We start from the raw sequence: 22,582 nt of genomic DNA, 5'->3' as shown, positions 1-22,582 counted from the left end.
TTGCGCAGGCCATCCGCGCGGCGCGGACCATCAGATCCAGAAAGGATTGGCAGCGTGTCATCCGTGGCAGGCATAGGGAAGAACCCGGCAGGACGCTGGAGTCTGACGTATCAAGTCTATTTTCTCGCTTCGCTCCTCATGGTGCTGGCAACAGCATCCCTGCTTTACGTCGGCTACATCGCCTCCCGGGCGGCCGACGGGCAAGCTGTGCGGAACGAAATGCGTCTGATCGAAAGTGCGCTTCACGACCGCCAGCGGCTGATGGCAAGGGATCAGATGACCCTTGCCCGCTGGGACCGGGCGGTGGCCAATATCTCGATCAAGTTCAACCCGGCCTTTGTCCGCTACGAACTGCTGGACTCCCTCTGGTATGACTTCGGGCACGAACGGGCTTTCCTGGTCGATCCGCAAGGCGCATTGCTGGCGGAAACACGCAGGGAGGTCTCCCGCATCGGCCGCAAGAGCCTGCCACCGTCTTCAGTGCTGCTGACTGTATCTCAGGCCGCTGTGCGCAAGTACGAGGGGCTGCGCACTCTCTCGGGGTCAGGTCTCGGCCGCAGCGGCCCACCCGCCATCGACGATATGGCCACTTTCACATATGTCCTGCTCGACCAGACGCCCACCTTCATCAGCGCCATGCCGATCGTGCCGGATGACGGAGCCGTGACGCAGCCTTCCGGACCGCCGATCATCCTGATGTCCGCCCGCCTGATCGACGAGGGCTTTACCGCCGACATAAATTCCCAGCTCGCTTTCCGCGACATGAAGTTTGTGCCCGGAGAGGTGCCGCCTGCTGGGAGCACGAGCTGGCCCATCAAGTCACCAGACGGCACGGTCATCGGCCATTTCCAATGGACAAGCGAAACGCCGGGCGAGCATGTCTGGCGAATGATCCTGCCGACCATTCTGCTGCTTTGGGCAATGCTTGCCGGGTCTGCCTTCGCCGTATCGCGTAAGGTTGGCACTTTGACCCGCTCCCTCGAACATCGGGAACAGGAGTTTGCCTATCTGGCCGATCACGACCAGCTCACGGGCCTGGCCAACCGCCGGCAGATCAGCGCAATTCTCGCAAATGCCATCTCTGGATTGCCGGATAAACCCTTCGCGCTGATCGGCTGTGACCTGGACCGGTTCAAGCAGATCAACGACACCTATGGCCATGCGGCAGGTGACGAAGTTCTCGCGACGGTTGCCCGCAGGATTGAGACCGAAGTTGGCGGCGCAGGTGTTGCCGGACGCATGGGCGGCGACGAGTTCGTTATCGTGGTGCTCGAGTTTGCCGATATCGATCAGCTAGCGGCACTGGGGCGCCGGATCATGGCAGCACTGGACGAGAAGATCCCGATGCCGAATGGCATCCAGGCAGAGCTTGGTGTCAGCATCGGCATTGCCATTGCCCCCATTGACGGCAGCACGGATGAGGCCCTGCTTGCCGCGGCAGATGCAGCCCTTTACGCCGCAAAGTCTGCGCGGGACGGCACACTTGTCTTTGCTGCAAGCTTGCCGCGAGAAGAAGATACTGTGCCCGGTACGGACGCCGGCACAAGCACGATACCGGCTGCCATTCCAGCAAAATCCCCTCTCGCAATCAGCGATGGTGGCACTGTTATCAAGCGCCCGCCGAAAGGGCGCGGGCATTAAGCCTGCGGGACCACGAAGCCTCCCGCCCCTCGCCTGTCACGTTCTGAAAACCATAACGCAACGCTTTGAACTGACCTGCACCCGATGAGCCAGCCTTATCGGGTGCAGGCATATTCGGTCTGCGTGAGGCTGCAGGATCCAGCTTCAGCCGCGCAGGCGTTCCGTAGGCTCACGCATGGTCACAAGTTCCTCTGCGGCAGTCGGATGCACTGCGACCGTCCGGTCAAAGTCGGCCTTGGTTGCCCCCATCTGCAGCGTAATTCCGAGCACCTGTGCCAGTTCACCAGCATCGGGCCCCAGAATATGGATGCCCAGCACCTTGTCCGTATCCGCATCGACGATCAGCTTCATCACCATCTTCTCGTCCCGACCCGAGAGGGTGTGCTTCATGGGACGGAAGCTGGTCTTGTAGATGTCGAGGTTCGGCGTGCGCTTCAGCGCTTCCTCTTGAGTAAGGCCAACCGTTCCAAGTTCCGGCTGGGAGAAGACGGCCGTTGCGATGAGGCTGTGATCCACCGTCCAGGGCTTGCCGCCGAAGATGGTATCGGCAAAGGCATGGCCTTCGCGGATGGCCACCGGCGTGAGATTGGCCCGGTTGGTGACGTCGCCCACGGCGTAGATCGAAGGAACGGAGGTGCGGGACGTTTCATCCACCCGGATGGCACCGTCCTCCCCCACTTCCACACCGGCCTTCTCGAGGCCGAGGCCTGCAATATTCGGGCGGCGGCCGATGGCAAAGAGGATCTGGTCGGCAGGCAGCGCCTTGCCGCCCTTGGTGTGACCCGTCAGCTTGCCGTCTGCCCCCTTCTCGATTGCGGAGAACGTGTCGCCGCAAATGATCTTGATGCCCTTCTTCTCCATCTCTTCATGCACGGCCTTGCGCAGATCATTGTCAAAGCCGCGCAGGATTTCCTCGCCGCGGTAGATCAATGTCGTCTCGGCGCCAAGGCCGTTGAAGATGCCGGCGAATTCCACGGCGATGTAACCGCCACCGGCGACAATCACCTGCCTCGGCATTTCGGACAGATGGAAGGCCTCGTTGGAGGTGATCACATGCTCGCAGCCCGGCAGCGAGGGATCGACATTCGGCGTTCCGCCCGTTGCGATCAGGATGTAACGCGCTGTGACGACCTGCCCCGTCGAGAGCAGCCGCACACTGTTGGGCCCCTCGATGACGGCACGGCTGTCAAACAGCTCCACGCCGGTCCGGTCGAGGTTGCGGCGGTAGATCCCTTCCAGCCGCGCAATTTCCTTGTCCTTGGCCTCCAGCAGGGTCTGCCAGGAGAAGCTGCGCTCGCCAACCGTCCAGCCGAAGCCTTCCGCGTCCTCAAACTCCTCGGAGAACTTGGAGGCATAGACAAAAAGCTTCTTCGGCACGCAGCCCCGGATGACACACGTTCCGCCGTACCTGTATTCCTCGGCAATTGCGACGCGCGCACCGTGGGTGGCAGCAATCCGTGCAGCCCGCACACCGCCGGAGCCGCCGCCGATGACGAACAGATCGTAGTTGAACTCGCTCATCCTGTGAGATCCTTCAGGTCACATCCAAAAACAAACGGCCCCGTCTCCGGGGCCGCTGGGTAAACGGAAACCGCTTACTGCTTGATCAGGCCACGCTTTTCCAGTTCGGCGCGCACCTGCACCACCATTTCCTGAGACAGCTTGTCCTGCCACTGACGCGCAGCGCCAATCGACAGCGCGCTGATTTCCGGCGACAGCTGGGTCAGCTTCTTACCCGTCGGGCTCTCATAGAAGTTCGCAATCTCGGTCAGCTCTTCTTCGGTCAGGCGGCGGGCCCAGACTTCAAAGACCATCTTGTTCAGCTCGGGGCGCTCATCGGTCATCTTGAGAGCAACCCCGGTCACCACTTCATCGAGCACACCGGTCAGAGACGGGTCGGCCTGAATGAAAATTCCTGTGGTCCGCTCGGCAAGCTCGGGAATGATGGCATCAAACGCAGACAGAGCGTCCGTAGCAAGCACGGCACGGCGTGCGGCAGCAAGATGGCTTTCGGTCAAGTCCTGCGCCATGGCGGCCGGTGCAAAGGCAAGACCGGCAACCACGACCCCTGCGGAAAAGAGGGCTTTCAGATTCATTTGCAAACTCCAGCGTGCATTGTCTTTGCCCGGCTGCGGCAGGTGCCGCGGCCAGAGCTTCAATCTTTCGTTATAACGTCCACACCCTGTGGTCCGGCCACATAAGCCTTGGCCGCCAGCCCGATGAACAGGCCCGTCTCGACGACACCGGGTATGAGGTTCAGGTCAGCGGCCAATTTTGCAGCATCCGGAATGGCTCCCAGCGAGGTATCCAGGATGTAGTGACCACCATCTGTGACAAAAGGATGGTCCTCACCGCCACGCAGCGAGACTTCGCCAGTCAGTCCATGACTATCGAGAACAGCGCGTACTGCAATACGGGTGGCGCCAAGGCCAAAGGGTACGACTTCGATAGGCAGCGGGAACCTGCCCAGACGCTGCACAAGTTTGCCACTGTCCGCGATAACGACCATCTTGCCGGAGGCAGCCGCGACGATTTTCTCCCGCAGCAGCGCGCCACCGCCACCCTTGATGAGAGCCATGTCCGGATCGATCTCGTCTGCGCCGTCCACGGTCACGTCAAGCACAGGCATGTCTTCCAGAGTGGAGAGCGGAATGCCCTCCTCGCGGGCAAGCGCAGCCGTGCGTTCGGACGTTGGAACACCGGTCACCTTGAGCCCGGCACGGACGGCCTGACCAAGAGCGCGGACAAAATGCTCGGCAGTCGAACCGGTGCCAATGCCGACCTTCATGCCATCACGGATTTCGTCCATAGCCCGCTCGGCGGCCTGGCGCTTGAACTCGTCGCTCATCCTGTCCCTTCCGGCAATCGTTGAAAGACCCATGGGCGGCGGCAGGAAGAGGCATCCCTGACGGCGCCCCCGGCCGAAGCCGCATGTTGTGCGCGTGATTAGCATGCCGGCATGTCCAGGGCAAAGCCGAAGTCTCTTAGGTGTGGCTTCGGCGGGGGAGAATAGTTGCGAAAGGGTGCCGAAAATTAACCTGCCGTTCAGCTGACGTTGCGAACGTTCGATATTCGGCATGCTCAGGACAATAAAATGCGCCCGCACTTCAGGTCCCCGCTCTTTTCAAAGTCTCTCAAGGCTGAGGGAGAAGATGAATTCGGGCTGAAGACGCAAGTCGTTGCGCCGGCCGATACACAAGAACAACCGGATGACGCCACTCGCCGGATTGGTAACGCAATCGACATGATAGAAACGGACCTGCGCAGAGCAACGGCACAGGTCTCATCAGAAACGGACGACCTTCGAAACCTCCTTTCTTCGCAGCAGGATACGCTGAAGACGATACGTGCCGATGCGCTGGATCTCCAATCGGAAGCAGGTAACGCCACTGGCACAATGTCGGAACTTGCTGCTTCCATCGAAGAACTGGCGGGATCCAGCGGGCAGATTGGTGCACTCGTCGAACGCTCGGGCAAGCTGGCGCAGGACGCCACTGGCGCCGCGACCGAGGCCAATTCCGGGGTTCTGGAACTGACGGCAGCGATCTCGGATATCGCCAATGTTGTCCGGCTGATTTCAGGCATCGCCAAGCAAACCAACCTTCTGGCGCTGAATGCCACTATCGAGGCAGCCCGCGCCGGAGACGCCGGGCGTGGATTTGCAGTTGTTGCCAGTGAAGTGAAGGCGCTTTCGGTGGAGACACAGAAAGCCACGGAAGAAATCGTCAGCAAGATCGAACGGCTTCAAGCTTCGGCGGATCTGAGCACCACGTCGGTCAGCCGCATCATTGATGCCGTTGCCGAACTGCGTCCAAGTTTTGCCGAAGTTGAGAACGCGATCCGCGAACAGGTTGCGACCACTTCTGACATCAGTCAGAGGGCAAACCAGACGGCAGCCTTCATCGACGAGGTTGGCCAGCGCATCAGCACCATCAACAATTCCGTCTCCCGCGCCGAGGAAAGCGGAGCCAGTGTTCACGGCGCCGTGGGCAAGATGGCGGCCTCGGTTTCAGCGCTCGGGCCGCGCTTCACGATGATGCTGCGTCAGAGCCCGGCCGGCGACCGGCGGGTCGAGGATCGCCTCCCCTGCCGGATCAATGGCACAATTTCCCTGGCAGGACAGACTGCAGCCGTCGAAGCGCGCGACATTTCCCATGCCGGCGTCCTGCTCAAGCCAAGCAATGGTTCGCATATTGCAGCTGCCGCCAGTGCCCGTCTTTCCCTTGATGGTGTTGGCCAGATTGATCTGCGGATCGTCAACAGAAGTGACAATGGCCTGCACTGCCAGTTTTCCCGAATGGACGACATGACGGGTGCGGCCCTCGACAAGCTCATCCACGGCATTCAGGCGAAGAATGCCACAGCCGTCCGGCGGGCTCAGGAAGGAGCTGCCCGCATCAGCGAAGCAATGCACAAACTCATCGAGAGCGGCCGGCTCACGCGTGATGCCTTGTTCGACACCGACTACAGATCCATCCCGGGAACCAATCCGGTGCAGTACAGCAACCGTGCCCTTGCTCAGCTGGAACAGATCCTGCCGCAGATCCAGGACGCCATCCTCGCGCAGGATACTGCCATGACATTCTGTGTGGCGATTGACCGCAACGGCTATCTGCCGGTGCATAATAAAGCCTACTCACATCCGCAGCGGCCTGACGATCCGGCCTGGAACGCGGCGAACAGCCGGAACAAGCGCATTTTTGACGACAGGGCGGGCCTGAGCGCGGCACGCAACACCAGACCTGTACTTGTACAATCATATGCACGTGATATGGGAAATGGTAACGTCGTTTGGTTGCAGGAAGTCGATGCCCCCATAACAGTGGGCGGTATCCACTGGGGCGGTTTCAGGACGGCTTACAAGCTTTGACAGCACCCGTCTGCGCGCTGCACGTTGCAAAATCGGCAGAGAATCAGCTGCAGCACATGACAGGGAGGCCGTCGCTTGGCCACGCTCGTATTTGACCTGGATGGAACACTGGCCGATACGGCGGAAGACCTGGTGGCAGCTCTCAATGCAGCGCTCGCCGGTGCCGGATACGGGCCTGTGCCGCTTGAGCTCGCCAGACCGCAGGCCGGGAATGGTGCTGCGGCATTGATCCGTCTTGGCCTGCTTTTTCATGGTGCCGATCCCGCACAAGCTCTGCTGGACGCAATGCGGACTGATTTCCTGAACTACTATGAGGCCAATATCGCCAAATTCAGCCGGACATATGAAGGCGTTCCCGAGACTTTGCAAAGCCTGGCCAGCAGCGGCTGGCGGCTGGCAATCTGCACCAACAAACCGGAAAACCTGGCCCGTAAGCTACTCGATGAGCTGTCCCTGACCGGCCTGTTCGGCTCCATCGTTGGCGGCAACACGTATCCAAGGCCCAAGCCGGATTCCCTGCCGGTGCTTGGAGCCATACGGCGTGCAGGCGGAGAGCCCTGCAAGGCGATAATGATTGGCGATACAGCGACCGATATCGCCGCAGCCCGGGCAGCTCAAATCCCCGTCATTGCTGTCGATTTTGGTTACGCCAGTGTCCCGGTGGCGGATCTTTCACCTGACCGGGTGATATCCGCGTTTGCCGACCTCGCAGCTGCAATTGAAACCCTGCGTATCCCTCTCACACCACATGCACAGGGCTGTTCACAACCCTGAAATTCTTGTCTCAGCCCCTCTTGCGCAGGTCTGCAGAATATCATAGAAGCCGTCCCACGCTGCACAGCGGCGGGCGATTAGCTCAGCGGGAGAGCGTTCCGTTCACACCGGAAAGGTCGCAGGTTCAATCCCTGCATCGCCCACCATTATTTCCAATGAATTAGCATAAATTTACGGATAGCGCTCCGGTTCAATTGAACCGCCGGGGGTAGAATTTGGTCGCCGTAAGCCACAAGGCATGGCAGCGGTGATAGACGATAGCGTAGGTGCGCTGACGCAGATCCTCGCGGGAGAGACGGACAGACCACAGCTCGAACGCAAACCACCGTGGCGGCGGATCTTGCCCGTCACAAGCATCGTCACGTCAACGCGTGAAAAATTTAGGCCATCGTTCAGAAACCATTCTATCCTGTCAAACTCGCAAGAGCGTACCTGCATCGCCACCATTTTCTCTGATCAATGCTTGAAGGTTGCCCGTAAATGGCAAAAGCCAACCCACGGCTGCAATACTTATCAAACTCCTTACTTTCGGCGCAAACGCGAGCACCAAACAGACGTCAAATTCCCCTAGGTAATTCTGCGAAGTCATTATAAATTAAACGCGTTTTCTCTGATTTATGCTTGCAAAATTTGCGCTCCTCCACCCCTTACTGTCGCGGATTAACGCTTCCTTCAATGGCTCTGCCTACCCTGATTGCAACGAAATCGGGGAATGATCATGCTACACAGCGATGAGGAAATGAGGAGTCGTCTGAGCTTCGCAAGGATTGACGCGGAGACGAAGTCGACCCTTACGGAACTCTGGCCTTTCGTCCAAAGGGCACTGCCTGGAGTGCTTGACGGATTTTACTCCCATGTAAAGTCGCAGCCCAAGATGGCAGCCCTTGTCGGCAATCGTGAGGATACGCTCAAGAAGGCCCAGGGCGGACACTGGGCCAAGCTATTCTCCGGCCGGTTTGACCGGGATTATTTCGAGAGCATCGACCGGATCGGCCGCGCGCATGTGCGCATCGGACTGGAACCGAAGTGGTACATCGCTGGCTACCAGTATGTCCTGAACGAGCTGGTCAGCATTATCCTCAAGAAGCACCGCTTCTCCCAGCGCAAGGCACTGACGGCCATGCAGGCGCTCAACAAGGCGGTCCTGTTCGACCTCGACTTCGCGATCTCCACTTATCAGGAAGTCCTGATGGAGCAGCAGCAGGAGCAGGCGCGCGAGATCGGCCGTGCCATCGAAACATTCAAGGTCAAGGTTGATGCTTCCATGGCGGAGGTGGACAACAGCGCCGAAAAGGTGACACGCCAGGCAATCTCCCTCTCGGACATGTCCGTATCTGCGACTGCCGAGGCCTCCGAAGCTGCACATTCATCTGTTCAAACGACAAACAACATCCAGACAATCGCGGCCGCGACAGAGGAGCTATCGAGCTCCATAGCCGAGATCTCGCGCCAGATCACCGGCGCGTCGGATGTAGCGCGCCGGGCCGAATGGTGAGACAAACCGGACCTCGGCCGAAGTTGGACGCTTGTCTGATTCTGCCCAGAAGATCGGTGATGTCATCAGCCTCATTCAGGCGATCGCCGAGCAGACCAACCTGCTTGCGCTCAATGCGACCATCGAAGCTGCACGCGCTGGCGAAGCCGGACGCGGATTTGCGGTGGTGGCAGCCGAAGTGAAGGAGCTGGCGAACCAGACATCCAAGGCGACGGAAGAGATTTCGTCGCAGATCTCTGCCATTCAGTCGGCAACCCAGAATGCCGTCAAGTCGATCAATGCGATTTCCGACACAGTCAAGGAAGTCGACAACATGACGGCGACCATCGCCGCTGCCGTGGAAGAACAGGGCGCAGCAACGCGCGAAATTTCGTCCAACATCCAGAGCGCAGCCTCCGGCTCTCAGTCTCTGGCCGGCAACGTCGACCGTGTGGCTGGCGCCATTGCCCAGACTGGTACTGCCGCTGCAGATTTCCAGGTTGCGGCAGACGGCCTCAAGAGCTGCTCGGCGCAAATCGGGAATGATGTACGCGCCTTCTTCGAGAACCTGCAAAAGATTGCAGCTGCGGCCAGCAAGGCGGCCTGAAGATTTTTATCAAGAATCGAAAGGCGGGCCCTGCGGGCCCGCCTGTTTGCGTCAAACATTAGCCGCACATACGAATACGGACAGCTCATCCATTTCAGAGCTTTTCTTGCTAGACTTTGCGCAGTGATTCTCCGAAGTCAGCGGATGGACGAATGAGCTTCAAGCCGGCAAACGCCGCCAACACGACACTCGATACAATGCGCAAGGCAATAGCCCTGCAGCAGGCCGGTGAAATCGAGAAAGCGCAGCGGCTCTATAAAACCGTCCTGAAGAAAAACCCTTCATCTCCGGATGCCAATCACCTCCTGGGGGTCTGCTACCGGCAGCTGGGCTTTCCCAAGCGGGCCGTGGAGTTCATCCGCAAGGCAATTTCCCTAGCCCCTGATCGCGCTCCCTATCATGCCAATCTGGCACGGGCGCTCTCAGACCTTAATGAAGAAAACCATGCAGCTGTGCTGGCCGCAGCCGAACGCGCAGTAGCACTGAATCCCGGCCTTGCCGAAGCGCAAAGCCTGCGCGCCGTGGCCATGACCAAACTGGACCGGGAGACAGAGGCAGAAGAGATCTTCAAGCAGATTATAGCCGACCACCCGAATTATGGCGACGCCTACCGGAATTATGGGGTGATGCTGCGGGATCAAAAGCGGCACGCCGAAGCCGTTGATTTCTTCGACAAGGCGGTTCAGTTCGCGCCCGAAAATCCGGATATCTGGCTGCAACGTGCCCGTTCACGCATGTCCGCCGAGCAGCTCGAGATTGCCCGCGAGGAACTGCAGGACGCAGTTGGCAGATTCCCCGGCAATCACGATCTCATGCACGAGATGGCGCGCGTGCTTTTTGCGCTCGGGGAGCCCCTGGAGGCGCTTCCCTTTGCGGAAGCGGCCGCTTCGGTCCCTCACGAACCGGCCGTCGACGTGACGCTCGCGATCATTTTGCTAAGACTGGACAGGCCCCAGGAGGGTATCCAGCTTCTGGAGAAGGTCCTGGCGAAAAGCAAAGGCGACCAGCCCAATGTCGAATGGAATCTGGCCCTTGCCTATCTTGGTGCTGGCGACCTGCAAAATGGCTGGAAGCATTACGGTGCCCGTTTCAGGGCCAATATCTCGTCATGCCTCAACCGGAAATTCAACAAGCCTGAATGGGATGGCTCGGATCTGACTGGTAAGACCATCATGGTCTGGAATGATCAGGGTGTTGGCGATTGCCTTCGCTACGGCATGTTGATCCAAGACATCATGGACGTGGCGGGCAGGGTAATCATCGAACTGCCCCAAAAACTGCTGGCTCCTTTCAGGCTCAGCTTCCCGGATGCCGTCATACGCACTCCGACATTTGAAACGCCAGGACTGACTTCGACCTCGGACGACTACGATTTTCAGATTTCCTCAGCTGACCTTCCGCGGCATATCCGTCCAGACCTGCCGTCATTCCAGAAGACCCGGCATCCCGTGTTCAAGGTAAACCTCGAACGATCGAGGGAGCTCTACAGTAGAATTCCTGAGGCTGACAGAAAGCCTGTTGTCGGTGTCTCCTGGCGCTCCAGCCGGCTCGCCCCTGCCCGTTCAAAGAACTATCTCTCCGTCATGGATTTTGCACCGATTGTGGAGGTCAAAGACATCGTCTTCGTCAATCTACAGTATACATATCTTGAGCGTGAAATCATCTATTTGCAGCAAGGACGGGGAGCAAACCTCGTCCCCTTCAGTGACATTGACCAGATGAACAATATTGAAGATGCGGCTGCACTCGCCAATTGCTGCGATCTTATCATTACTGCGGCCACAAGTGTCGCTGATATTGCCGGTTGCCATGGACTTCCATTCTGGACATTTGGCGAAAACATCAACCACTATCTTTTCGGCAATGAAGAAAGCCCTTGGTATAAGGATACGACATACACAAAACTTGCCCCGGGTCAGGCTGTCGCCGAATTGATCCCCGGCCTGGTGTCAAGGCTGGAGAACTGGAAATCAACATTCTCTCCGGAAGCGCGCATGCTGCGCCTTCAGAAGTGAGATCCCATGACAACTGCGGCTCAGGTCACAGCCATCATTCCAGCAAGAGCCGGGTCCAAGGGGCTTCCAGGCAAGAATGTCCGGCTTCTGGCGGGCAAACCGCTTTACATGCATAGCGTGGATGCAGCCCTTGAAGCAGGCATTGGCCGGGTTATCATCAGCACTGATATTGATGAGATCTTCGCTCATCCCCTGCCACCCGGGGTGGAGTGCGTGCGGCGCCCGTCTGCACTGGCACAGGACAGCACGGTGATGGCAGAAGTGCTGCAAGAGCTGCTGCCGCGCACAGGAGTGACCTCAGGCATTGCGGTTCTGCTGCAACCGACATCGCCGCTGCGAAGGGCCGAGACCGTGCGCAACGGCATCGATCTTTTCAGAAAGGGCGGTGCGAGCTTGGTCATGAGTGTGTCGCCTGCGGATTCTGCGGTTCTGAAATGGGGCTTCGCCGATGGTGACCGTTTTGTGCCTCTGGTCTCACCGGACTTCTGTTTCGCGAACCGCCAGAGCCTGCCTCCCCTGATACGCCCGAATGGCGTTCTTTATGTTTTTGATGCTGCGCGGTTCATCGCAGACGGCAACTTTTCCGCTGAATCGATCCGTATATTGCCGGTCCAGGCTGATGAGGCTCAGGACATCGACACGGCTGAAGACTTTCTGCGCTGCGCAGATCTGATGGCGAAGGGATAACTGACGTGAAAATCGCCCATAGAGAGATCGGCCCCTCCCATCCGCCGCTGGTGATTGCCGAGATTGGCATCAATCACGGTGGCAGCCTGGATGTTGCCAAGGCCATGGTGCGTGCCGCAGCCCAGAGTGGCTGCGAAATGATCAAGCACCAGACCCATATCGTCGAAGACGAGATGACCGATGAAGCCAGGGAGATCTTTCCGCCCAATGCCGATGTCTCCATCTTCGAGGTGATGCGCCGCTGCGCCTTGCCGCTGGAGGCAGAGAAAGAGCTGAAGGCCTATACGGAAAGCCTCGGCCTCATTTACATATCAACCCCGTTCTCCCGCGCGGCCGCCGATTTCCTGAACTCGATCGATGTGCCCGGCTTCAAGATCGGCAGCGGTGAATGCGATCACCTGCCTCTGATCCGGCATATCGCCAGCTTCGGCAAGCCGGTGATCATGAGCACGGGCATGCAGACGCTGGAGAGTATCCGCCCATCGGTCGATATCCTCGAAAAGGCCGGCATTGGCTATGCCCTGCTGGAATGCACGAACCTGTACCCCTCCCCGCCCGAGATCGTCTCCCTGCGCGGCGTGAGGGACCTGAAGGCAGCCTTTCCCAAGGCTGTTGTTGGCTTTTCAGACCACAGCATCGGCCCGGAGATGGCTCTGGCATCCGTGGCACTGGGTGCCTGTATTCTGGAGCGGCATTTTACGGATACACGCTACCGCAAAGGACCGGATATTTCCTGTTCCATGGACCCGTCCGAACTGCGCTTCCTGATCGAGCGCTCCCGGGAGATCCATATTGCGCTTCACAACGAGAAGAAGAGAACGGCACCGGAAGAAGATGTCTACCGCTTTGCCCGTGGATCCGTTGTAGCGGACAGGGATCTGCCGGAGGGCCATCTGATCACCGAAGCCGATATATGGGCGCGGCGTCCGGGCAATGGCGAGATACCAGTCTCGCGGTTTGATGAGGTTGTCGGGCGCAAGCTCACGCTTGCGGTCAAGCGCAACCAGCAACTGCGCTGGAGCGATCTGGAGCCTCGCCAATGACTGCCAGACGGCTCCTGTTTCTGACTGGCACCCGAGCTGATTTCGGCAAGCTGGAGCCCCTTGCCATTGCCGCCAGAGATGCCGGCCACGAGGTGACTTTCTTCGTCACCGGCATGCATATGCTGGAAAAATACGGCCTCACCCGCAATGAAGTGCAGCGGCTGCCGGGAGTGGTGAAACATGAATTCATCAATCAGCGTCAAGGCGACCCGCAGGACATCATCCTGTCCAAGACAATCCTGGGTCTCTCGGACTGGGTTCACGAAAACCGGCCGGATCTAACCATCGTGCATGGCGACCGGATCGAAGCCCTTGCCGGGGCTCTGGTCTGCGCCACAAACTATATCCGCTGCGCCCATATCGAAGGGGGCGAAGTGTCAGGTACGATCGATGAGGTCTACCGCCACTGCAACACCAAGCTCTGCACCTATCACTTTGTCAGTTCGGAGGCTGCAAGAGCAAGGGTCCTCACATTGGGAGAAGAGCCGGGGACGGTCTTCAACATCGGTTCTCCGGAACTTGACTTCCATGGCGGACCATCCGGCGTCACGCTCGATGAAGTTTGCAAGCATTACGCAATTCCCTTCAAGGAATACGGGATTGCCGTGTTCCATCCGGTGACATCAGAGCGGGACACGATCGGCGAACAGGCGCAGAGCCTGTTCGCTACGTTGTCGGCAAGCGGCCGCAACTTCATCGTCATTTCCCCAAACAACGATCCCGGTTCAGAGGATATCTTCGCAGAGATCGAGAAGCTCGATCCGGCGCGCTTCCGGCATCTGCCGAACATGCGCTTTGCCTATTTTTCCGAGCTGATGAAGAATGCAGCTGCCATCATTGGCAACTCCAGCGCCGGCGTGCGCGAAGCGCCATTCCTTGGCATCCCGAGTCTCAATCTCGGAACCCGGCAACTCCACAGGTCGGTGGCGCCATCCATCACCGAAGCCTCAGCCTTCGACCGTGACGCGATAGCGGATTTCCTGACCAACAGATGGGGTCAGCGCTTTGCCTCTGACAGAAGTTTTGGACAGGGCAATTCTGCGGCACGTTTCGCCGGGATCCTCGATGCCGATGGTTTCTGGAGCGTTCCACTGCAAAAGCACTTCTACAGCGTAGAGTGAAAGAGACACTCGAACCGCGCCGCTTATCCTTTAATTCAGACACTTTCGAGGTTGACGCATCACGCCCTGAAAGCGTTCAGGCGCCGCACCGCCGTTGGCAACACCAATAGGCAGCGTTTCACTTGACGAGCTCCACATAGAAGCTGAAATGCGGGGCTGTTGTGTCGAAGACGCTGGTGTTTCGGAACGGCGCCGCGACTGAAGACCCCTGATAGCATGGGATGACAAACCGGAACCCCAGTTCCGGGGCAAGCGATACCAGGCTTTCATATGACCAGAATGAGATGTGCCTTTCGGGGTTTGCGCCTGAAAAACTGACATCCACTCCCCTTTCGACGGATACCCTGTAAAACTCTGCTGCCTCGAAGTTGACGTCCTTCGCCAACCTGCTTGCTTCAGCAATATTCAGGGCATCGCCCGCCACAGGAATAATGTGCGGGACTGCATCTTTCAGAAGGTCCTCCTTCCATTGCTCAGGAGCATTCTCTTGTAAATCCATCAACCGGAGGATCCGGAAATCATTCGTCGTGTTGGGAAGAGCAAGACGCATGACGCCGCCCCTCTTGAGTATCCTGGCGCATTCCCTCAGGAATCCAAGTGCACCGTCAGTTTCCAGATGCTCAAGAGTGTGTGAGCAGTAAATCAATGAAACGGATTCGCTTTCCTCAGGAACGGTCAGTCCCGGAGCGCACAGATCAATCCCGTGAAAATCAACCCCGTCCTCTCCTTGAATGGCCTTGTAGTAAGAGGACTGGCCGGGATAGTCATAGTTTTTCCAGCGCCGGTGATGAAAGGCCCCTGAGCCAAAATTACAGAAAATCTCAGCGGCATCATAGTTTCGGTAGAGCATCGCATCGGAATGGGAAGAATATAGTGTAAATGAATTGTCATACCGATTGAGCAGCGCACCAATTCCGAATCTGTAAAGGAATTTATTCACAAACCGGGAAAACTTCGCGAGAAAGGTCGAACGGCTGGCGCTCTTGGTAAATAATCTGAGAGCAGGGATATAATTTGCCCGCTGAGATGGAAACATGGAGATCCGCGTACTCAGACTTCCATCGTTTTGAGATTCAGGTGAGAGCATGGCAGAATCCCGCAATATCATTATGAGATCTAGCCTTACATTCAGAGTTCTTAAGATCACATTATCCATTATTGGGTCTGAAAAACCTGTTTGTAGACGCTGGCTGCGCCACTCAATCTCCTTTCCACAGTTTGATCTGCGTGGTCACTCCATCACTTAATGCCTGAATGTGACGGCGGCATGCGCCTGCTCCGTAACCGGAAGCAACCAGAGAACCTCAGGATTTCCTGCAAGCAGCAAGAAGCGCAGCCGGGGCTCACTTGGCAGAAACTGCCGTACTGTCGCGCTCAAACATTTCGGTCCGGCCAGCACGGACAATCGCGTGCTTCAGGGCCCCAGTATCACACAGCGGCCCTGAATGCTGACGCATCACGCCTTGAAAGCGTGCCATGCTGCAAGGATTCGACCAAGTCCCGTTGAGCCAAGCTCGTCAGGATCTGACCTCAGCCTACAAACGCCCGCTCCACGACAAACTCGCCGGGCTTGTTGTTGGCGCCTTCGTTGAGGCCGGCTTTTTCGAGCAGGGCCTTGGTGTCGCGCAGCATTTCCATGGAGCCGCAGATCATGCCGCGGTCGATGGCCGGGTCCAGCGGCGGGACGCCGAGATCCGTGAAGAGCTTGCCGCTCTCGATCAGGTCGGTGATGCGGCCCTGGCGCGGGAAATCCTCGCGGGTGACAGAGGTGTAGTGCACCAGCTTTTCGCTGGCGAGTTCGCCGATCAGGGGATCGTTCTTCGTCGCCTCCACCAGTTCCTCGCCATAGCGCAGCTCCGCAACTTCACGGCAGGTGTGGGTGAGGATGACCTGATCGAACTTCTCGTAGGTTTCCGGGTCACGGATCAGGCTGGCAAAAGGCGCAATGCCGGTGCCGGTGGAGAACATGTAAACGCGCTTGCCTGGCGTCAGGGCGTCGTTGACCAGCGTTCCGGTCGGCTTCTTCTTCAGCAGCAGTGCGTCACCCGGCTGGATCTTTTGAAGATGCTGGGTCAGCGGGCCATCCGGCACCTTGATGGAGAAGAACTCCAGTTCCTCGTCCCAGGACGGGCTGGCGATCGAATAGGCGCGGTACAGCGGCTTGCCATCGATCAGCAGGCCGATCATCACGAATTCGCCGGAGCGGAAACGGAATGCAGCAGGCCGCGTGGTGCGGAACTTGAACAGGCGGTCGGTGTAATGCTTGACCTCCGTCACTTCCTGCACGAAGGCGCTCGGGCCTGCGACAGCTTCCAGGTCGGCGGGTTTGGCAAGAACGTTCATGGCGGTCCAGTCATGTTACGCCGCGACACATCACGCCAGCGGCAAGTCCATCGGAGCGGCCCGCACTTGCGCGTGAGAGAGAGTCGCCCCCTCACCGGCAAGACACAGGCTATTGTGGCGTATCACCTACCACTTTCCTTGCCTTGATATGAAGCAACAAGCGCCCTGGAAAATGCCTCCCACATAAAAAAAAATCTAATCGGCAGCAGATTCCAGAAACGGTTTCCGCAGTGGCTGAAGCGCGGAAATTTTCATTGACAGACTAACCAATGATAGCGCTCCATACCGGAAAATACATAATCTTCCAGAGTTAGGGGTGCCGCGTTCCATGTCCAATTCCGGTCCGCAGCCACATAGGGCAGATACCGAGGGGCAGACTATTGCACTCGTGCTCCTCGACCGTTTTTCGATGATTGCCTTTACCTCTGTCGTCGAGCCGTTACGCCTTGCCAACCGGGTTCTGGGGCGGGACTTCTACCGCTGGAAAACCTATTCCCTGGACGGATTGCCGGTGGCAGCATCGAATAGCTGCGAAATCAGCGTGAACCATAGCATTCACGATCTGGACGATGCCGATATCACCTTGCTGTGCAGCGGTATCGATGTGGAACGGCTGCCGCTGGACAAGGAGCTGGGAACGCGCCTGCGCAAACTGAATGCACGCGGACGCACCTTCGGTGCCATCTGCACAGGCGCGTATTTGCTGGCGCGCTATGGTCTTCTGGAAGGAAGGCGCTGCACGCTCCACTGGGAGAACCTGCGGTCCTTCCGCGAGGAGTTTCCCGGCGTGGATGTATCCTCGGATATTTTTGCAATTGACCGCAACTGCATCACCTGCGGCGGTGGCATGGCCTCACTGGACATGATGCTGCGGCTCATCGCCATCCGCCACGGGGCAGCGCTGGCACATGAGGTTGCCGAAGTTGCCCTGTATCAGAACATGCGGTCGGGCGAGAGCGCACAGCGCCATGACATCGAGGCGCGCACAGGCATCTCCAATGCGAAGATCCTCGAAGCCATCCGCATCATGGACATGCATATCGAGGACCCCCTCTCCTGCCAGCAGCTGGCAATGACCGTGAACCTGTCACCCCGCCAGCTGGAACGGCTGTTCCGGCGCCACTTCAACTGCACGCCGGGACAATACTATCTGAAACTGCGCCTTGAGACGGCCCGGGACCTTCTGCGCCGTACCTCGCGCGCGGTGCTGGATGTGGCCATTGCCTGCGGCTTTGCCTCTACCTCGCATTTCACCAAATGCTACCGGGAACGCTTTCTCGTGACGCCGACGGAAGAGCGCAACACCTATCAGGGCGGCAACCGCACTTCGCGCGGTGCGCGCACGCACCTGCGGCAGGCGGCTGTCCCGGTCTGATACCGCATGACGAACATGAGACGGTGAGGACCGCATCAGCCAGGCAGGCTAGTGCGGTAAATTTCCCGTTTCATGCATGCAATTTATCCTCAGGCGCCAGATTTTACCGTTTCCTTAGCGAGTTGACCTATTGTGGGGCACAGCAGCCCCGGAAACGCGTTTTCGCTTTGGGCACGCCTTATCTGACGCTGGGTCAGAAAAGGATAACTGCCTAAAATTTTAACGGTTTCCTTTACCCAGTCTTGGACGGGAAAGGGCTACTCTAATTTTATTCATATTGCGGAGAGTCTCGATGCGCCTCCTTCCTGCTATTTTTGCCAGCGTTGTTTTCTTCATGTCCATTATTCAAGGCGCATCAACAGCTTCAGCGGGAGCGGCCATTCTCACGATTGACGGTAATGTGCCATCCGGTCCCGTTTCGATGACCATGGAGGAAATCGAGGCACTGGGCCTGGAAAGCCTGACAACCGTGACGCCATGGCATGATGGCGAGGTAACTTTTGAAGGTGTCCCGTTTGCCAAGCTGATGGCTCATGCAGGGGTTCAAGGTGGCATGGTCGAGGTAATGGCTCTCAACAGCTACTTCGTCCAGATGCCGTTTGATGACGTCGTTCAGGCGAAAGGCCTGCTGGCAACCCGGCAGAACGGTAAGCACATGCCTGTTGCAGATAAAGGGCCCCTCTTCTTGATATTCCCCTTCAGTGACAGGCCTGAGCTCAAGACGGAAAGCTACTACTCGCGCGCCGTTTGGCAGATACGCCAGATTACAATCAGGTGACAAGCCCCTCCCTCATACCGGTGACTGTTGCCATGACGATCTGGTTCCGGCGAATAACTGTATTTCTCTTCATCTGCCTGGCTGCGGCGGCTGTAATCCAGCCCTACATCACTGCAGCCAACCAGAACGCCGTCATTCAAGCAAAGCGTTACGACATTGCCTGGACTGGCTTCAACGGCCGTCTTGAGGTCTCGGCCCTGCGCGAGCTGGTCGCGCGCTATGTGGCAACGGGCGACAAGTCCGCCGCAAGCGAGGCGCAGCTCTACTATCAGATCATGATCGGCCGCGTGAAAACCTGGAATTCCGGACAATTCCGGACGTTTCTGGATCTGTCCGCCGAGCGGGTCGCACGGTTCGAGCAACTGGCGGCCGACCTGGAGGCCCTTGAACCACTGTTCGACCGGATCGAAGACCCGAAAGCGCAACTCGAAATCATTGACCGGATGGTCCAGGTCAAGGCCGCTGTCGACCGCATTGGCGGGGAAGCCTATAGCCTGAGCCTTGTCGAGGCAGACAAGATCCGGGAACGGCTTCAGGCCTCCATGATGGCGGGCAACTGGCTGACCTACGCCCTTCTCGCCGTCGGCGGGGTACTTCTGGCAAGCCTGTTCCTGCAGAACAGAACGCTGGTGGCAGCACGGGCCCAGGCGGAACGTTCGGCGGCCGATCATGCTTTTGTCGCCCGCCATGACCAGCTCACTTCGCTACCGAACCGCCTGGCCTTTCATGACTTTTTCCGGGCTGAGCTGGAGCGCAAGAGCAGCCGCCCGCTTGCCGTTCTCGCCATTGATCTGGACGGCTTCAAGACTGTCAATGACACATTGGGCCATGCGGCAGGTGATGCCCTGCTGAACGGCGTCGGCCAGCGGCTTACCAGCATTGTCTCGCTCTGGGAAAATGCCATGGCAGCCCGTTTTGGCGGTGATGAATTCCTCGTCCTGCTGCGCACGGAAAACGGGCTTCAGGATGCCCGTCAGAAGGCTGAGTTCCTGCTGAAGGCTCTGCGGGAGCCTTATCGCCTGAAACACGGAACCGTGCTGGTGGATGCAACGATCGGGCTTGCTGTCGATGGCCCCGGGCTTCAAGACCGGACGCAGCTCCCTGATAACGCCGACCTTGCTCTCAGCCTTGCCAAAGGCAGGGCCAAGGGTATCGTGCAGTTGTTCGATGCCGGCATGCGGGCTAACCTTTCCCGCCGGCGCCAGATCGAAGCCGATCTGCATCCGGCCATCATGGCCGGCGACATTCTCCCCTTTTACCAGCCGCAGGTGGAACTCGGCACCGGACGCATCATTGGCGTGGAGGCCCTTGCCCGATGGACCCACCCTCAGTTGGGACGCATCGGGCCGGATGAATTCGTGCCCATAGCCGAAGGCTCGGGCAAGGTCGTGGACATGGGCCGTTCCATTCTGCAGCAGGCATGCTCGGATGCGGCCCGCGTTCTTGGCACACTGCCCGTTTCGGTCAATCTGTCCGTCGCCCAGATCCTGCGCGACGACCTGCTTGAGACTGTGCGCCAGATCCTGCTGGACACTGGCCTTGCGCCGGAGCGGCTGCGGCTGGAGGTGACCGAATCCATTCTGATGAGCGATGCGGCACGCTGCATCTCGACCCTGGACAGGCTGAAGAAGCTTGGGGTCACGATCGCCCTTGATGACTTCGGCACGGGTTACTCGTCCCTCTCCTATCTGCGCCAGTTCGACTGGGACGAGCTGAAAGTAGACAGGAGCTTCGTGCGCTCCCTTTCTTCAGATCCACAGAGCAAGTCGATCATCGAGGCGGTGGTTGGCCTTGCGCGCGATCTGAACATCGCCGTGACCGTGGAAGGAGTGGAAACCCTGGAGCAGCAGGCGCTGCTGCAGAAAGCGGGATGCTCCAAGGGACAGGGCTATCTGTTCGGCGCAGCCGTGCCTCTGGAAGCACTCGCAGCAAAGATCATGGATCAGGCCGGAGGGCATGGCCTTTTGACACAGGACCCAAGCGGCAGAAGCCGTTTCACCCTGATCGATACCCAGGCGAGCTCGTAACCGGACACACAAGAATCCTCTCCCCTGCACGCTTCTGGCAGGCTACCAAGGACAGACGGGACAAGACTGATTCCAGGGAGCAGACATGGCGAGCGACATCGAGATCGCGCGGGCAGCGCAATTGCTGCCGATGAGAGATATTGCTGCGAAGCTCGCCATCCCCGAGGACGCACTTGAGCCTTTTGGCAAGACCAAGGCCAAGATTTCCGGCGCGTTCATCGCCGATGTGCAGGACCAGCCGAAAGGCAAGCTGGTGCTTGTCACCGCCATCAACCCGACGCCGGCGGGAGAAGGCAAGACGACGACCACAGTCGGCCTTGGCGACGGGCTGGCGCGCATAGGGAAGAAGACGGCAATCTGTCTGCGCGAACCTTCGCTTGGCCCCTGCTTCGGCGTGAAGGGCGGTGCGGCGGGTGGCGGCAAGGCCCAGGTGGTGCCGATGGAGGACATCAATCTCCATTTCACCGGCGATTTCCATGCCATCACCTCCGCCCACAACCTGCTGGCCGCGCTGATCGACAATCATCTGCACTGGGGCAACGCGCTCGGACTGGACCCGCAGCGCATCGCTTTCCGCCGCGTGATGGACATGAACGACCGGGCCCTGCGCTCGATCGTCACCGGCCTCGGCGGACGGGCCAATGGCACAACGCGGGAAGCAGGTTTCGACATCACCGTCGCCTCGGAGGTGATGGCAATCCTCTGTCTTGCCACCGATCTTGAAGACCTGCAGCGCCGTCTTGGCGATATCGTGATTGGAACACGTGCGGACCGCAGCCCGGTGACGGCGCGTGATCTGGGTGCGGACGGCGCAATGACCGTGCTGCTGCGTCAGGCCTTCCAGCCCAATCTGGTGCAGACACTGGAACATACGCCCGCCTTCGTCCACGGCGGCCCCTTTGCCAACATCGCCCATGGCTGCAATTCCGTGGTGGCAACGCAGACAGCCCTGCGGCTGGCCGATTATGTGGTGACGGAAGCCGGCTTCGGCGCGGATCTGGGAGCAGAAAAGTTCTTTGACATCAAATGCCGCAAGGCGGGACTTGAGCCTTCAGCCGTGGTTCTGGTGGCAACGGTGCGCGCGCTCAAGATGAACGGCGGCGCCGCCAAGGCAGATCTTGGTCATGAGAACGTGGCCGCCGTCGAGGCCGGTCTGTGCAATCTTGGCCGCCACATCGAAAACCTTCGCCAGTTCGGCGTTCCGGTGGTGGTGGCGCTCAATCATTTCACCTCCGACACGGATGCGGAAATCGCTGCGGTTACGGCCTCTTGCCGCAGTCTCGGCGTCGAGGCCATTCTGGCAACACACTGGGCCGAAGGCTCCAAGGGCACGGAAGCTCTCGCCCGCAAGGTGGTGGAACTGGCGGACGGCGGCAGCGCCCGGTTCGAACCGCTCTATCCGGACGAAATGCCGTTGACGGACAAGATCGAAATCGTGGCCCGGAAGATCTACCGGGCGGGCTCGATTTCCTTCGACCCCGCCGCCCGCCGCCAGCTGGAGCGCTGGCAGGAAAGCGGCTATGGCCACCTGCCAGTCTGCATGGCCAAGACGCAGTATTCCTTCTCGGCCAACCCTGCCCTGCTCGGCGCACCCGAAGGGCACGATCTGCCGGTGCGCGAGGTGCGGCTGTCGGCAGGTGCCGGGTTCATCGTCGCCATCTGCGGGGACATCATGACCATGCCCGGCCTGCCACGCCATCCGGCGGCGCTGGACATCCACCTGAATGCAGAAGGTCAGGTGGAAGGTCTGTTCTGAGGCGCAGGAGACGGTGCGCGTCCTTTAGATAAGCCAGACTGGTTACGGATGGATGCATCCTTTTCAAGCCT

At 58.8% G+C, this 22,582-nt stretch carries 18 protein-coding genes and 1 tRNA gene; 14 read left to right on the top strand and 5 right to left on the bottom strand.

Going from position 1 to position 22,582, the window contains the following annotated elements:
* The first annotated feature begins 54 nt into the window (after positions 1–54).
* On the top strand, positions 55–1,641 hold the full coding sequence (locus V6L75_RS10045; protein ID WP_334251377.1) for a diguanylate cyclase domain-containing protein: 1,587 nt from the start codon (positions 55–57) through the stop codon (positions 1,639–1,641).
* Positions 1,642–1,785: 144 nt separating this feature from the next.
* Here V6L75_RS10045 and gor read toward each other — a convergent pair whose 3' ends face one another.
* The 3 genes from gor to rpiA form a co-directional block, all read right to left on the bottom strand.
* The gene (gene gor, locus V6L75_RS10040; RefSeq protein ID WP_334251376.1) at positions 1,786–3,162 is read right to left on the bottom strand and encodes a glutathione-disulfide reductase; all 1,377 of its coding nucleotides are present in this window, start codon (positions 3,160–3,162) and stop codon (positions 1,786–1,788) included.
* Positions 3,163–3,236: 74 nt separating this feature from the next.
* Positions 3,237–3,737, bottom strand: a complete 501-nt coding sequence (locus V6L75_RS10035; RefSeq protein WP_334251375.1) for a DUF2059 domain-containing protein — start codon at positions 3,735–3,737, stop codon at positions 3,237–3,239.
* Positions 3,738–3,796: 59 nt separating this feature from the next.
* On the bottom strand, positions 3,797–4,489 hold the full coding sequence (rpiA, locus tag V6L75_RS10030) for a ribose-5-phosphate isomerase RpiA (protein ID WP_334251374.1): 693 nt from the start codon (positions 4,487–4,489) through the stop codon (positions 3,797–3,799).
* Between the two features lie 246 nt (positions 4,490–4,735).
* Between rpiA and V6L75_RS10025 the strand changes: the two genes are divergently transcribed.
* From V6L75_RS10025 to neuC, 9 genes are all read left to right on the top strand, one after another.
* Entirely contained in the window at positions 4,736–6,511 is a 1,776-nt protein-coding gene (locus tag V6L75_RS10025) for a methyl-accepting chemotaxis protein (RefSeq protein ID WP_334251373.1), read from the top strand.
* A 75-nt stretch (positions 6,512–6,586) separates the two neighbouring features.
* Positions 6,587–7,285: an HAD-IA family hydrolase gene (locus tag V6L75_RS10020; RefSeq protein ID WP_334251372.1), complete on the top strand. Its 699-nt coding sequence runs from the start codon at positions 6,587–6,589 to the stop codon at positions 7,283–7,285.
* A gap of 71 nt (positions 7,286–7,356) precedes the next feature.
* Positions 7,357–7,431, top strand: a tRNA-Val gene (locus V6L75_RS10015).
* 566 nt (positions 7,432–7,997) lie between these two features.
* Complete coding sequence (locus V6L75_RS10010) at positions 7,998–8,780, top strand: globin-coupled sensor protein (RefSeq protein WP_334251371.1); 783 nt, start codon at positions 7,998–8,000, stop codon at positions 8,778–8,780.
* A 31-nt stretch (positions 8,781–8,811) separates the two neighbouring features.
* The gene (locus V6L75_RS10005) at positions 8,812–9,366 is read left to right on the top strand and encodes a methyl-accepting chemotaxis protein (protein ID WP_334251370.1); all 555 of its coding nucleotides are present in this window, start codon (positions 8,812–8,814) and stop codon (positions 9,364–9,366) included.
* A gap of 152 nt (positions 9,367–9,518) precedes the next feature.
* Entirely contained in the window at positions 9,519–11,381 is a 1,863-nt protein-coding gene (locus V6L75_RS10000) for a tetratricopeptide repeat protein (protein ID WP_334251369.1), read from the top strand.
* 6 nt (positions 11,382–11,387) lie between these two features.
* On the top strand, positions 11,388–12,068 hold the full coding sequence (locus V6L75_RS09995; protein ID WP_334251368.1) for an acylneuraminate cytidylyltransferase family protein: 681 nt from the start codon (positions 11,388–11,390) through the stop codon (positions 12,066–12,068).
* Between the two features lie 5 nt (positions 12,069–12,073).
* On the top strand, positions 12,074–13,111 hold the full coding sequence (locus tag V6L75_RS09990; protein WP_334251367.1) for an N-acetylneuraminate synthase family protein: 1,038 nt from the start codon (positions 12,074–12,076) through the stop codon (positions 13,109–13,111).
* Positions 13,108–14,232, top strand: a complete 1,125-nt coding sequence (gene neuC / locus V6L75_RS09985) for a UDP-N-acetylglucosamine 2-epimerase (protein ID WP_334251366.1) — start codon at positions 13,108–13,110, stop codon at positions 14,230–14,232. The genes V6L75_RS09990 and neuC overlap by 4 nt, the downstream gene beginning before the upstream one ends.
* 118 nt (positions 14,233–14,350) lie before the next feature.
* Here neuC and V6L75_RS09980 read toward each other — a convergent pair whose 3' ends face one another.
* On the bottom strand, positions 14,351–15,319 hold the full coding sequence (locus tag V6L75_RS09980; protein ID WP_334251365.1) for a methyltransferase domain-containing protein: 969 nt from the start codon (positions 15,317–15,319) through the stop codon (positions 14,351–14,353).
* 443 nt (positions 15,320–15,762) lie between these two features.
* Positions 15,763–16,575 (bottom strand): ferredoxin--NADP reductase, encoded by an 813-nt coding sequence (locus tag V6L75_RS09975; RefSeq protein WP_019962670.1) that lies wholly within the window; start codon positions 16,573–16,575, stop codon positions 15,763–15,765.
* A gap of 328 nt (positions 16,576–16,903) precedes the next feature.
* Here V6L75_RS09975 and V6L75_RS09970 point away from each other — a divergent pair, with 328 nt between their 5' ends.
* From V6L75_RS09970 to V6L75_RS09955, 4 genes are all read left to right on the top strand, one after another.
* Entirely contained in the window at positions 16,904–17,950 is a 1,047-nt protein-coding gene (locus V6L75_RS09970; RefSeq protein ID WP_334251364.1) for a GlxA family transcriptional regulator, read from the top strand.
* A 292-nt stretch (positions 17,951–18,242) separates the two neighbouring features.
* Complete coding sequence (locus V6L75_RS09965) at positions 18,243–18,728, top strand: putative pterin-binding protein (protein WP_334251363.1); 486 nt, start codon at positions 18,243–18,245, stop codon at positions 18,726–18,728.
* Between the two features lie 32 nt (positions 18,729–18,760).
* Positions 18,761–20,755, top strand: a complete 1,995-nt coding sequence (locus V6L75_RS09960; RefSeq protein ID WP_334251362.1) for a putative bifunctional diguanylate cyclase/phosphodiesterase — start codon at positions 18,761–18,763, stop codon at positions 20,753–20,755.
* Positions 20,756–20,840: 85 nt separating this feature from the next.
* A complete protein-coding gene (locus V6L75_RS09955; protein WP_334251361.1) occupies positions 20,841–22,511 on the top strand; it encodes a formate--tetrahydrofolate ligase in 1,671 nt (556 codons plus the stop codon).
* Positions 22,512–22,582: the final 71 nt, after the last annotated feature.

Origin of the sequence: Pannonibacter anstelovis, assembly GCF_036881715.1 — a bacterium.
GTDB classification, from domain to species: domain Bacteria; phylum Pseudomonadota; class Alphaproteobacteria; order Rhizobiales; family Stappiaceae; genus Pannonibacter; species Pannonibacter anstelovis.
Note: the sequence above shows the minus strand (reverse complement) of the source record. Positions and strands in the feature narration are given on the sequence as shown.

Bases quoted from the DNA above. Each gene is read 5' to 3' on its own strand.
- gor (WP_334251376.1), bottom strand. From the start codon at position 3,162: ATGAGCGAGTTCAACTACGATCTGTTCGTCATCGGCGGCGGCTCCGGC.
- V6L75_RS10035 (WP_334251375.1), bottom strand. From the start codon at position 3,737: ATGAATCTGAAAGCCCTCTTTTCCGCAGGGGTCGTGGTTGCCGGTCTT.
- rpiA (WP_334251374.1), bottom strand. From the start codon at position 4,489: ATGAGCGACGAGTTCAAGCGCCAGGCCGCCGAGCGGGCTATGGACGAA.
- V6L75_RS10025 (WP_334251373.1), top strand. From the start codon at position 4,736: ATGCGCCCGCACTTCAGGTCCCCGCTCTTTTCAAAGTCTCTCAAGGCT.
- V6L75_RS10010 (WP_334251371.1), top strand. From the start codon at position 7,998: ATGATCATGCTACACAGCGATGAGGAAATGAGGAGTCGTCTGAGCTTC.
- V6L75_RS10000 (WP_334251369.1), top strand. From the start codon at position 9,519: ATGAGCTTCAAGCCGGCAAACGCCGCCAACACGACACTCGATACAATG.
- V6L75_RS09995 (WP_334251368.1), top strand. From the start codon at position 11,388: ATGACAACTGCGGCTCAGGTCACAGCCATCATTCCAGCAAGAGCCGGG.
- neuC (WP_334251366.1), top strand. From the start codon at position 13,108: ATGACTGCCAGACGGCTCCTGTTTCTGACTGGCACCCGAGCTGATTTC.
- V6L75_RS09980 (WP_334251365.1), bottom strand. From the start codon at position 15,319: ATGCTCTCACCTGAATCTCAAAACGATGGAAGTCTGAGTACGCGGATC.
- V6L75_RS09975 (WP_019962670.1), bottom strand. From the start codon at position 16,575: ATGAACGTTCTTGCCAAACCCGCCGACCTGGAAGCTGTCGCAGGCCCG.
- V6L75_RS09970 (WP_334251364.1), top strand. From the start codon at position 16,904: ATGTCCAATTCCGGTCCGCAGCCACATAGGGCAGATACCGAGGGGCAG.
- V6L75_RS09965 (WP_334251363.1), top strand. From the start codon at position 18,243: ATGCGCCTCCTTCCTGCTATTTTTGCCAGCGTTGTTTTCTTCATGTCC.
- V6L75_RS09960 (WP_334251362.1), top strand. From the start codon at position 18,761: ATGACGATCTGGTTCCGGCGAATAACTGTATTTCTCTTCATCTGCCTG.
- V6L75_RS09955 (WP_334251361.1), top strand. From the start codon at position 20,841: ATGGCGAGCGACATCGAGATCGCGCGGGCAGCGCAATTGCTGCCGATG.